This window comes from Nocardia sp. CA-107356 (assembly GCF_050946365.1).
Taxonomy (GTDB): domain Bacteria; phylum Actinomycetota; class Actinomycetes; order Mycobacteriales; family Mycobacteriaceae; genus Nocardia.
This window is the reverse complement of sequence record NZ_CP191992.1, coordinates 2,627,891-2,640,099: the sequence shown is the minus strand read 5'-3', so window position 1 is coordinate 2,640,099 and position 12,209 is coordinate 2,627,891. Positions and strand designations below refer to the sequence as shown.

The following is a 12,209-nucleotide window of genomic DNA, read 5'->3' as shown; positions in this document are numbered from 1 at the left end:
TCTAGCGTAACGCGCCCCGAGAGTGTAATGGACCAGAGGCCTCGAGCAAGTTTCCTGGCCACGCGGCTGCGACATGGCGCCGCGGGTGTCGCGCCGACCACGCGGTAGCCGCCTGGTCGGCGGTGCCTCGCGAATCTGGCACGATGGTGCCGTGCCCATCCGCCTCCCCGCCCCGCCGAGCGCCGGGTGCACTTCCGGCATTCCCGTCGACCGGCACCAATCCCAGCACAGCAACGCTGGCGCCGGTCGCCCGCGCATCGTCGACCGCCGCACCGCATTGCGGCTGGCAGGCGGCACAACGGTGGGTGCGTTAGCCATCGGCGCGGTGGCCGGATGTACGGACAAGAAGGTGTACGAGCCCGATCCACTTGCCGCACAAGAGGTTCTGGCGCGGGCCGACGCCGCGGCCGCGACCGCGGCGATCGCGGTGACGCCGCAGCAACACGCCGCGCTGACCGCGATCGCCAACGAACGCACCGAACACGCCGACGCACTGCGCGCCGAAATCAACCGCGTCATCGGCGTTTACGGCGACGGCACCACCCCGGCACACCGCACCCGCGAACTCACCCCGCCCGCCTCGGGCGCCTCCGCCGGGGCGTCCGGCACCGCGGCACCACCCACCCAGCCACCGAGCATCGACGAGCTGCGCACGCGGCTCACCAAGTCGCAGCAGTCCGCGGGCGACCTCGCCCGCACCCAATCCGGTTACCGCGCAGGTCTATTGGCCTCCATCAGTGCGGCCTGCGCAGCCCAAGCGGGAGTCCTGCTCGCATGAGCCGTGCCGAACGCCACCATTTGTCCGACACCTGGAACGCGACCTTCGACCACCGAGCTACGCTGCGATCCGCCCAGAGTTCACCGCAGCCGGGCACGGATGACGCACGATACCGAGCCCCGCTCGACCGCGCGGGTGCCAACACGACCAACCGCCCACGCCGAGCTGCGCCGACCAGCATGCACGGTTCACCTCGCCGAGCCATCAATGCGCGCATGACCGACGCACAACACCGTGCCCCGCTCGACCCGGGCACGAACACGGCCAACTCCGCACGCCGAACTGCGCCGACCACCATGCACCGCTCCCCCCGCCCAGGCACAGATGCGCGCATGACTGCCGCACATCACCAAGGCCTGCCGAGCACGAACACGACCGAGCCCGCACGCCGAGCTGCGCCGCCTTCTCTGTGCACGGCTCACCTCACCCAGGCAGAGATGAGCGCATGACCGAAGCCGAACGCCACGCACTGCTCGACGCTTTGCGCGCCGAATACGCGGCGGTATACGCCTATGGGGTGATCGCGGCCTACGCGTCCGGCGAACGAACCCGGTTGGTCGCCCAGGACACCGCCGCCCATCGCGCCCGCCGCGACACCACCATCGATGCGCTGACGGCGGCCGGAGTCGTGGCGCCGCCACCCGACGCCGCCTACACCACGCCGTTCCCGGTGAACGACCCGATCCCAGCCGCGAACCTGGCTGTCACGGTGGAAACCGACACCGCCGTCGCCTGGCGCTCGGTCGTCGAAAACGGCGCCTCCGAACCCATCCGCAGGATGGGCGTAGACGCCCTCACCGAATGCGCCCTCCGCCTCGCCACCTGGCAATCAATCCTCGGCGCCAACCCGCCCACCGTCGCCTTCCCCGGCAAGGCCTGACCCGCTCTGCCGCGCACTTGTCAGCGCGCCGCGCACCGTTTCGTCCGCGAATTCCTGCGCGGCGAGCCAATCCATGCGCATCGAGTGAACCCGTGCTCGGCGACCCGAGCCGGGTACGGCGAGGCAAAGGCGGGGTACGGCGGGCCGAACCGAGCGCGATAGGCCGAACAGGCGCAGCGAGCCAAGGCGGACGCGACAGGCCGAACTGGACACGGCAGCCCGACCCGGCACGGCAAATCAAACCGGACACGACAGCCCGAACCCGGCACGGCAAGCCATGCCGGACGCGGGGAATTGTCGGTTAGGGGCGCATTTCGTAGGTGCCGTCGTAGGCGGCGACCTGGGTCCAGATGCGGTTGAAGCGGGGGTGGTCGGCGACCGGGGGGCGCAGGGCGGAGGCGGCCCAGGCTTGTTGGTCGGGGGTGGCGGAGGGCTTGCCGTAGAGGGTGGTGGCGTGGCCATTGAAATCGCGGATCTGGAAGTCGAAGATCTGGTCGAGCACGTCGCGGTCCAGGCCGGTGATGGCGGCCTGCTCCAGGATCAGCTGACCGTAGACCACCAGGGAGAACAGGTGGCCGATGGTCAGCATGAAGTCCAGGTCCTTCTGCTGGTCGGCATCGGGCGCGGCTGCGGTCAGCAGGGTGCGTAGGGACTGCGCCTGCTCGTAGAAGCGGGCGACGTTCGCGACGTCGGTGTGCTTGTCGTAGACCGGGGTCCAGTCGGCGAACTGCACCTTGCCCGCACCACGAGCCGGGCCCTGCCGGAAGAAGAACTCGTCGTCGGCCGCGTCGACACGGGTACCGATCTCCGGGTAGTCCTTCGGGTTGAACAGGTAGTTCGGCATGAACTTCAGGATCTGGCCGACATTGACGTGGACCGTGCCCTCCAGCCGGGGCAGCGTGCCGATATAACGGGCGACCTGGGCGAAGTAGGTGTTCTTCTCGAATCCCTTGGCGGCCAGCACATCCAGCAGCAGTGTCATGACGGTCTCACCCTCGGAAGTCACCTTGGACTTCGTCATCGGGTTGAACAGCAGATAGCGGCGGTCCTCGAGACTGGCGCTGCGGAAGTAGTCGACGGCGCGGTCGCTGAACAGCTTCATCGCGACGATGCGCGCATAGGCATCCACGAAATTCGTTCGCACATGCGGGAATTCGGTGACGGCTCGGCCGTAGAGAATGCGGTTGTTCGAGTGCGTGATGGCCTCGTGGAACGAGTGCTCGACCATGCCGATACTGCCGTGGCACAGGTTGAACTTGCCGACGTTCACGGTGTTCAGCGCGGCGGAGAAGGCCTCGGGACCGGTGGACAGGATATCGGCGGCGGTCACCGGGTAGTCGTGCAGTGCGAAGGTGCTCACATACAACTGGCCGTGGATGACATTGTCGATGAGTTCGTAGTTGTCGTGGCGGCTGTCGGCGGCGAACCAGATATAGCCGTCCGCGCCCTCGATATCGGCTCGGCGGGAGAACACCGACACCATCGACGCGACATTACCGTTGCCGATGTAGTACTTGACGCCGTTGGCGCGGAACAGAATTCCGGCTTCGGCATCCGCGCTGCCCGGTTCGGTCGGCGTCAGGATCAGGTCGGTGTTATAGATATCGGCGCCGTGGTCACGCTCGGACAGACCGAATGCCATCACCTGACCGTCAGCGAGATCGGCGGCGGCACGCTTCTTGGCGGCCTCGTTATCGCTCTGCCAGATCGGGCCGAGGCCCAGGATGGTGACCTGTTCGGCGTACCAGTACGCCAACCCGTAGAACCCGAAGATCTCCGACAGCGCCGCATTGCGCGCCGCGTCCCAGCGCCGGTTCTCATCGCCGTCGGCGTAGGCGGCCGGCGTCAGGAAGGTCGCGAACAGCTTCTCCTTCTTGACGAACTCGAGGAACTCCGACACCCACACCGCGTCGGCATCATCGGCAAGCAACTGCCGCTTACCCCGCGATTCGAACCACTCGATGGTCGCCTTGAGCAGCCGTCGCGTCTCGGCGTCGAACTGCTTCGGGTCATAGGTGGCGGGGTTGAACAACAACGCGTCGGTGCTCGTCATGCCGCTAACTTACCAGCGAGTAACAGCAGCCTGGAGCGGGTCCGCGAATACCGCCGGCCACGAATCGTGCCTACGGAACCGTAGGTCAGGGCAAACGTGGGAAGCCCGGTCGACTCGGCTGCTGTCATCAGCATTGCCACAGTCGACCGGGCTGCTGCCGGTTGTCGGGGCTACCGCTCGCCGCGCACCTGCGCGAGCACCGATTCGACCACCGAATCGGCGGGGACCTCGATGGACTCACCGGTGAAGCGATCGCGGATCTCGACCTTGCCCTCGACCCAGCCACGTCCGACGACCACGATCAACGGGACACCGATCAGCTCGGAATCCTTGAACTTCACGCCGGGGGAGGCCTTGCGGTCGTCGAGCACGACCTCGAGTCCGGCCGCATCCAGCAGCGCCGCGACCTGTTCACCGCCTTCGCGCGAGGAGTCGTCCTTGTTGGCGATGACCACGTGCACATCGAACGGCGCGACCTCGCGCGGCCAGCGCAGGCCCTTGTCATCGTGCTGCTGTTCGGCGATGACCGCCACCATGCGCGAGACACCGACGCCGTAGGAGCCCATGGTGAGCCGCACCGGCTTGCCGTTCTCGCCGAGCACATCCACCTCGAAGGCGTCGGTGTACTTGTTGCCGAGCTGGAAGATGTGGCCGATCTCGATGCCACGCGCGGCTACCAGAACGCCACGACCGTCGGGCGAGGGATCACCGTCGCGCACCTCGGCGGCCTCGATGGTGCCGTCGGGGGTGAAGTCGCGGCCGGCGACCAAGCCGACGACATGTTTGCCCGGCTCATCGGCACCGGTGATCCAGCTGGTGCCGGTGCCGATGCGCGGGTCGACCAGGTAGCGAACACCGTTGGCCTGCAGCGACTTCGGGCCGATATAGCCCTTCACCAGGAACGGGTTGGCGGCGAAATCGGCCTCGGTGAGCAGTTCCACCTCGGCGGGTTCGACCGACGCGCTGAGGCGCTTGTCGTCGACCTCGCGGTCACCGGGAATGCCGATACCGAGCAGTTCCGTCTTACCGTCCGGATGGCGCAGCTTCACCATGATGTTCTTCAGGGTGTCGGCGGCGGTGATGGGCCGGTCGGAGATGCCCGCACCGTTGGCCCAATCCACCAGCGTCGCGATGGTCGGGGTGTTCGGAGTGTCGTGTACGACCGCCGCGGGCAGACCCTCGATCGGCCGCGACTCGGCAGCGGGGGTGACCACCGCTTCCACATTCGCCGCGTACCCGGACTCCCGGCACACGACGTAGGTGTCCTCGCCGACCGGACTGTCGGCGAGGAATTCCTCCGAGGCACTGCCGCCCATCGCACCCGAGGTGGCCGCGACGATGACGTACTCGACATCGAGCCGGTTGAAGATGCGCTGGTATGCCTCGCGGTGCGCGTTGTAGCTGGCCTTGAGCCCGTCTCCGTCGAGATCGAAGGAATAGGAGTCCTTCATGATGAATTCGCGCCCGCGCAGGATGCCCGCGCGGGGACGCTCCTCATCGCGGTATTTGGTCTGGATCTGGTACAGCGTGACCGGAAGATCCTTGTACGAGCTGTATTCACCCTTCACGGTGAGCGCGAAAAGCTCCTCGTGGGTGGGGCCGAGCAGATAGTCCGCGCCCTTGCGGTCCTGCAGCCGGAACAGGCCGTCGCCGTATTCGGTCCACCGATTGGTGGTCTCGTACGGATCGCGCGGCAGCAGCGCGGGCAACGAGATCTCCTGCGCGCCGATGGCGTTCATCTCCTCCCGCACGACATCCTCGACCCGCCGCAGCACCCGCAGGCCCAGCGGCAGCCACGAGTACACGCCAGGGGCGATGCGCCGCACATATCCGGCGCGGACGAGGAGTTTGTGACTGGGCACCTCGGCGTCGGCGGGATCGTCGCGCAGGGTACGCAGGAACAGGTGGGAGAGGCGGGTGATCACGGAACGACAGGGTAGTCGCTGGCCGAGCGATGCCTGCAACGCATTACCGTATCCGCTCGTGCTGGTCCTGCTGCCTCCTTCCGAAACCAAGTCCGACGGTGGAACCGCCGCGCCACTAGAGCTGGAGTCGCTGGCGATGCCGCAGCTCACGGCGGTGCGCGACCGTCTGATCGACGAGGTCGTCACACTGGCCGCCGACCCGGACGCCGCGCGTGCGGTACTCGGCCTCGGCAAGGGGGCAGATGCCGAGATCGCCCGCAATGCGACGTTGCGCACCTCCGCGACCCGGGCCGCGCTGGAGCGCTACACCGGTGTCCTCTACGACGCGCTCGATGCCCGCTCCTTCACGAAGGTGCAACGCGCCAAGGCCTATGCGCGCCTCGGCATCGGCTCGGCACTGTTCGGCGCGGTCCGCGCCGACGACCTCATCCCCGCCTACCGGCTCTCCGGCGGATCCAAACTCCCTGGCCTGCCGACCCTTTCCGCCATCTGGCGCGATGTCCTTCCCGACGCCTTGCACGCCGAAGCCAGGGGCGAACTCGTCATCGACCTCCGATCGGGCACCTACCAGCAGCTCGGCCGCATCCCCGATGCGATCACCGCCAACGTCCTCACCGAACACCCCGACGGCTCGCGAACCGTGGTCAGCCACTTCAACAAACACCACAAGGGTCTGCTCGCCCGTGCCCTCGTTCTCACCCGCGCCGACCCCACCGATATCCGCGCCGTCGCCCGCATCGCGACCAAATCCGGCCTTCGCACCGAAATCGCCTCCCCCACCGAACTCCTCGTCATCACCTGAGCATCCGCCCGCCGCGTCTCGCCAAGGCTGACGCGTATCCAGCGCGCTCCGCACATACGTTGCGCCTGTGCGAGGTGCCCACTGGATGTGCGTCAGCTCGAATCCCTCCGTCGGCAGCCCGGCTCTCGGCAGGGGTTGTGCGGCCGCTCAGATCGGTTCGGTCGGTAGCCAGGTGCCGGCTCGGTGGGTGTGGTGGGCAATGTCGGCGGCGCGGGTGAGGCGGGTAAGCCAGCGCTCCGGGTTGTCGAGGTCCGACCAGATCCAGCGGACGACCATCCAGCCGAGGGCGCGCAAGGCGTCTTCGCGGATCTGGTCGGCGATGACGACCGACTCGGCTGATCGGTGGGCTCCGTCGCGATACTCGACCATCCCGTCGAACTCGCCGATGACGCCCAGGGCCGGAAACAGGAAGTCGACACGGGCGACGAATTCTCCCGCTGCGCCCACGATGGTGGGCTGCAACTCCGGTGCCGGGAAGCCTGCGGTGTGCAATACGACGCGGCTTCGCGATTCGCCGGGGCTCTCGGATCGACCGTCGAGGAACTCGATGACACGCCGCGCGGCGGGGCAACCGGGACGACCCGTCGCGCGCATCAGCTGATCGGCTAGTTCGGCACGGGAAGTCCGGCCGAGACGCAACGCGGCATCGCCGACTACCACCGCTTGTTCGAACGGAACGGTTCTGGCGAGGTCGATGATCGTGCGGGCGACCGTCGTTACCCGCAGCTCGCCGATCGGTACGACCTCGTCGGGTTCGGTCAGCGCGGCATGCACCACGATTCGAGGACCGATGCGCGCACCGGTTCTTCGGTTGCGGGTCAGATGCACCCGAGTCAGCGGGATGAACCACTCCGGCAACCCGTGCACGATCGCCGCGGAGACGTGACTGACGACCGCAGCGGAACTTGCGCCTGCGGCGACAGCCCGGGTGAGTATCAAATGCCTTTGCGCGGCATTCAATTCACCGACATCACACGCGTTGACGTACTGTCCGCGACACACTCGCTGCCAAGCTCGTCCACCCAGTTCACGACCGGCGAAGCCCGCCCGCAGCGCGGCCTGTCGGGAGATCGTCTTCGGTAAGTCCACGTTTCGATGTTCCACAGCGGGCGTGCGCAGCCGTAAGCCCCAACCTAGGAATGTGGATAACTCGGGGGCTGTGGACAAAACCGGTGTCGAGTCCGGCGGTGCGGCCGCGCTGGTTCAGCCCGTCCGATGGTAAGAGACACATAGGGGATGTCCTCGCACACCCATTGCCTCCCTCACACAACTTGCGTGCAACCAATGCGAGAAGCCCGATGACTATGCGGCCGCCAACCCTGAGCAGCCGCTCAGCGCTGGGCCGCTGCGAGCGCGTCGCGGACCTTTTCGGCGTCGGCGGGCGCGGCCTCGTGCTCCCAGAATGGGAGGGCTTCGGCGTAGGGGTCACCGTAGACGGGGGTGTTGGGTTGGGAGCGCCAGCCCTCGCTCAACGAGCCCGCGTCGACGATGTCGTAGCCGATGGCGTCGAGGAATTGGGCGGCAGCGGTTTTCGCGTCGGCGTCATCGCCCGCGATCGGGAGTGTGGTGCGGTCGGGAGAACCGGCGGGGCGGGCGAGGGCGGCGAGGTGCGGGTAGTAGATGTTGTTGAACGCCTTGACGACCTTCGAGGTCGGCAGATGCTGCTGCAGCAGTTCGCTGCTGGTGGCGGTACCTGCCTCGATCTCGGCGAAGGTGCCGTCGCGGTCGGGATAGTAGTTATTGGTGTCGATCACGACCTTGCCCGCGAGCGGGGCAACCGGTACTTGACGGTAGTTCTTCAGCGGCACGGTGACCACGACGATATCGCCCGCCGCGGCGGCCTCCTCGGCAGTGGCGGCCCGGGCGCGCGGGCCGAGTTCGGCCACCAGATCGGCCAGCGTCTCGGGGCCGCGCGAGTTGCTGAGCACCACGTCGAGACCGGCATCCACGGCCAATCGAGCCAAAGTGCTACCGATATTGCCGCTACCGATCAATCCGACTGTTGTCATGCCCCGAGCCAACCCACCCGCGCCCACGAATGTTCCCGAGGATGCTCACGCGGCGACGCGGTGCGGGCGGCCAATTCGATGGCGAGGTTCGCGCGAGCCGCGGTCTCATCACGCGCCCGGGCCGCTTCCCGGCTGAGGCCATCCAACGATCGACCAGCTCCCGCGTGAGCGAAGTCGCTGATGGCTACCACGCGACCAGCCGCGGACTTGCCTGCAGCACAGGCGAATCCGCTGCGGTTCGGCACTAGAGCCTGTCGGAGTCGGCGGACAGGTCGCGAATGAGCAGGGCGGTGTGTAGCGAGGTGCGGGATTCGCCGTCCTCGAGGTCGACGTCGAGGATCCGCTCGATGCGGGCGAGTCGGTCGTAGAGGGTTGGTCGGCTGATATTGAGTCGCTTCGCGAGTTCGGTCTTATTGCCCGCCACGTCGAGGAATTGCCGCAGCGTGCGCGTGAGATCGGCGGCATGCCGAATGTCGTAGCGCAGCAACGCACTCAGCTCCGTTTCGGCGAAGCTCTGCACACCGGGTTCGTTGCGGATCAACGAGAGCAAGCCGCGCAACCGGATATCGCCGCTGCGATAGAACGGCCGCGCACGAGCGGCGGGCCCGGAGGCGGTAGCCGAGCGTGACGCGGGGCCCCGGGAGCGCGGCGAATCGGACACCGACGATTCCAGCGATAGCGCGACCTCGCCGACGTGCGCCGCATGCGCCAACTCACGCGCGGTATCCAGCAGCGAATCCGCTTCGGCACCAACGCCGATGACCACGCGATGTACCCCGTCCACCCGCCGCACCTCGGCGCTGATCGCCGTGCAGACGGTACGGAGCGTTTCGTCGAGATCGGCGCTGCGCCCGACCGCGAGCACCATACTGACCCGATCGCCGTGCTCGGCGGCGGTCAATGCGGTCGCCTTCGCCAGACCGAGACCGTGGGTCACCGCGTCCAGCACGCCCGCACTGCGACGCTGCCTGGCGACCTGATCGGTTTCGGCAAGGGCGGCAACGGCTATCCCGAGCGGAACGTAGTTCACCCGGCGGGTCAGCAGACCGAGCGCAGCCGCCCTGGCCTGCGCATCGCGCTCGTCGAGCACGCGGCCGTTGACCATATCGTCGATGAGTCCGGTCTGTGCCTGCCGATGCAGGCCGAAGCGGTCCTTGTCGATCATCCGATGCAGGGTCAGGGTCTGCGCCGCGCGCTCGAGCACCATCCGGGCCCGCGGCGTCGGGACCCGGCTCGACCGCAGGATCAGCCGACCCCACCGCTGGGTATGCGGGCCCACCGCAACCACATCCCATCCGTCGGGCAGCAGTCGCGAGGTGGTCTCCCAGTTCTCCAGGATCGCCGAGGTGGTGATGTGTCGGGCGGTGAGCGCCAGTACCCGGTGCGCCAGATCCTCCAGCACCACCGAGGAATCGAGCATGCCTGCGGCGGTCTTGACGATCTCGGCCAGCGAGGCCCGGCGCACACTCAACTCGGTGAACGTCTCGTGCACGGTGCGCGCGAATTCCAGTTCGGCGTATTGGTCGGCCACGATCACCCGGTGCACCGCCTCGGTGATCTCCACGAATCGGGTGACACGATGCAGTGCGATCACCGGCAGCTCGAGCACATCGGCCATCTCCGAAACCACTCGCGGCAATTCCGGCACGGCCTCGCCGAGCTCAACGGCCAGCCCGGCCACGCCCGCGGCGGCCAGCGAACGCAGATAGGCGATCGTCGATTCGTCACCACCGGTCAACGCCAACCCCGTGGTCAGCATCAACTCCCCGCCGACCAGCAGTTCGGCGACATCCGGCAGGTCACTGACGTGCACCCACCGCACCGGCCGATCCAGCGATCCCCCGCCGACGACCTGCGGCTCCCCCGCGCGCACCACGGGCATGGCCAGCACATCGGCAACGGAGAGCAACACTCGACAAATCGTAATACGAAATTCGAAATCGCATACAGATCGTCGGCGTGATATGTCCGGCCCATGGTGCAGAGTTGGGGTCACAACAGCATCCCGACAAATCGTCACCACCAGTGCACCGCCCAACTGCCGAATCAGGCGTCACCGCCAGCCCGACACCCGGCAGCCCGGCCGACACAACCAGGTGACACCCCCGCCCCGGCGAACTCCGGGATCCGATGAAGTCGTGCGCGCGGTACCGCTCCCCGGCGCACTCTGGATCCCGGTGCTCGCCGGGACAACGGGGATCGGCACCGAATAGTTCAGCGGTAGACAACACCCACCCGCATGCACGCTCATAGATCGAATCGAGGAGATATGCAGACAATCGCGCACTGGCTGGACGGCAAACCCTTCGCTGGCGCGAGTTCGGCATCCGCGCCGGTGACGAACCCGGCGACCGGGGTGGTGACCGGGCAGGTCGCGCTGGCCAGTGTCGAAGATGCCAGGGCGGTGATCGAATCGGCCAAGGCGGCGTTCCCGGATTGGCGCGACACCTCGCTGGCGCGACGCAGCCAGATCCTGTTCCGGTTCCGCGAACTGCTCAACGAGCGCAAGGAAGAGCTGGCCGAGCTGATCACCGCCGAGCACGGCAAGGTACGCTCCGATGCGCTCGGCGAGGTGGCCCGCGGCCTCGAGGTGGTCGAATTCGCCTGTGGTGTCCCGCATCTGATCAAGGGCGGGTTCACCGAGAACGCGTCGACGAAGGTGGATATCTTCTCGATCCGCCAGCCGCTGGGCCCGGTCGCGGTGATATCGCCGTTCAATTTCCCGGCGATGGTGCCGATGTGGTTCTTCCCGATCGCGATCGCCGCCGGAAATACCGTGGTGCTCAAGCCGAGTGAGAAGGATCCGTCCTCGTCGCTGTGGCTGGCCGAACTGTGGCACGAGGCCGGTTTGCCCGCAGGGGTTTTCAATGTGCTGCAGGGCGATAAGGTCGCGGTCGACGAACTACTCGACAATCCGAATATCAAGGCCGTCTCGTTCGTCGGCTCGACGCCCATCGCGAAATATGTCTACCAGCGCGGTACTGCCAACGGTAAGCGCGTACAGGCGCTCGGTGGCGCCAAGAACCATATGGTCGTGTTGCCCGATGCCGATCTGAATCTGGCCGCCGACGCCGCGGTGAATGCCGGATTCGGCTCCGCGGGTGAGCGTTGTATGGCGATCAGCGTGGTGCTCGCGGTCGGTGCGGTCGGCGACGAACTGGTCGCCAAGATCACCGAGCGCGCCGAAACCATCAAGACCGGCGACGGCACGCGTAATACCGATATGGGCCCGCTGGTGACCCGTGAGCACCGTGATCGCGTCGCTTCCTATATCGATGCGGGCGCATCCGCCGGTGCCACTGTCGTTCTCGACGGACGCGGTATCCGGGCCGACGGTGCGGCGGACGGATTCTGGCTCGGACCAACGATTCTCGATCACGTCGGCACCGAAATGAGTGTCTACACCGACGAAATCTTCGGCCCGGTCCTGTCGGTCGTGCGCGTCGACAGCTATGACGAGGCGCTGGCCCTCATCAACGCCAACCCCTACGGCAACGGCACCGCGATCTTCACCAATGACGGCGGCGCGGCCCGGCGCTTCCACAATGAGGTGGAGGTCGGCATGGTCGGCATCAATGTGCCGATCCCGGTGCCCATGGCCTACTACAGCTTCGGCGGCTGGAAGAACTCGCTGTTCGGCGATTCGCATGCACACGGCACCGAGGGCGTGCACTTCTTCACCCGCGGCAAGGCGGTCACGACGCGCTGGCTCGATCCGAGCCACGGCGGGCTCGAACTCGGGTTCCCCCAGAACAAGTAGCC

The 12,209-nt window shown here is 66.9% G+C and carries 9 protein-coding genes; 4 read left to right on the top strand and 5 right to left on the bottom strand.

What is annotated here, in order from left to right; genetic code table 11:
- The first annotated feature begins 151 nt into the window (after positions 1–151).
- Both ACQP1G_RS11960 and ACQP1G_RS11955 read left to right on the top strand, forming a co-directional pair.
- Positions 152–778, top strand: coding sequence for a hypothetical protein (locus tag ACQP1G_RS11960; RefSeq protein WP_433202295.1), 627 nt, complete (start codon positions 152–154; stop codon positions 776–778).
- Between the two features lie 445 nt (positions 779–1,223).
- Entirely contained in the window at positions 1,224–1,658 is a 435-nt protein-coding gene (locus ACQP1G_RS11955) for a ferritin-like domain-containing protein (RefSeq protein ID WP_433202292.1), read from the top strand.
- Between the two features lie 301 nt (positions 1,659–1,959).
- On the opposite strand, the gene ACQP1G_RS11950 is transcribed toward ACQP1G_RS11955, so the two are convergent.
- Positions 1,960–3,711 (bottom strand): acyl-CoA dehydrogenase family protein, encoded by a 1,752-nt coding sequence (locus tag ACQP1G_RS11950; protein WP_433202289.1) that lies wholly within the window; start codon positions 3,709–3,711, stop codon positions 1,960–1,962.
- 170 nt (positions 3,712–3,881) lie between these two features.
- Entirely contained in the window at positions 3,882–5,636 is a 1,755-nt protein-coding gene (locus ACQP1G_RS11945) for a proline--tRNA ligase (protein WP_433202286.1), read from the bottom strand.
- A 58-nt stretch (positions 5,637–5,694) separates the two neighbouring features.
- Here ACQP1G_RS11945 and yaaA point away from each other — a divergent pair, with 58 nt between their 5' ends.
- Entirely contained in the window at positions 5,695–6,438 is a 744-nt protein-coding gene (gene yaaA, locus ACQP1G_RS11940) for a peroxide stress protein YaaA (RefSeq protein ID WP_433208428.1), read from the top strand.
- Between the two features lie 147 nt (positions 6,439–6,585).
- On the opposite strand, the gene ACQP1G_RS11935 is transcribed toward yaaA, so the two are convergent.
- The 3 genes from ACQP1G_RS11935 to ACQP1G_RS11925 all read right to left on the bottom strand — a co-directional run bounded on the left by ACQP1G_RS11935 (position 6,586) and on the right by ACQP1G_RS11925 (position 10,359).
- Positions 6,586–7,527, bottom strand: a complete 942-nt coding sequence (locus ACQP1G_RS11935) for a hypothetical protein (protein ID WP_433202283.1) — start codon at positions 7,525–7,527, stop codon at positions 6,586–6,588.
- A 242-nt stretch (positions 7,528–7,769) separates the two neighbouring features.
- Positions 7,770–8,447: an NADPH-dependent F420 reductase gene (locus tag ACQP1G_RS11930; RefSeq protein ID WP_433202280.1), complete on the bottom strand. Its 678-nt coding sequence runs from the start codon at positions 8,445–8,447 to the stop codon at positions 7,770–7,772.
- 244 nt (positions 8,448–8,691) lie between these two features.
- Positions 8,692–10,359: a PucR family transcriptional regulator gene (locus ACQP1G_RS11925; protein ID WP_433202277.1), complete on the bottom strand. Its 1,668-nt coding sequence runs from the start codon at positions 10,357–10,359 to the stop codon at positions 8,692–8,694.
- 357 nt (positions 10,360–10,716) lie between these two features.
- Here ACQP1G_RS11925 and ACQP1G_RS11920 point away from each other — a divergent pair, with 357 nt between their 5' ends.
- On the top strand, positions 10,717–12,207 hold the full coding sequence (locus ACQP1G_RS11920; RefSeq protein ID WP_433202274.1) for a CoA-acylating methylmalonate-semialdehyde dehydrogenase: 1,491 nt from the start codon (positions 10,717–10,719) through the stop codon (positions 12,205–12,207).
- Positions 12,208–12,209 lie beyond the last annotated feature (2 nt).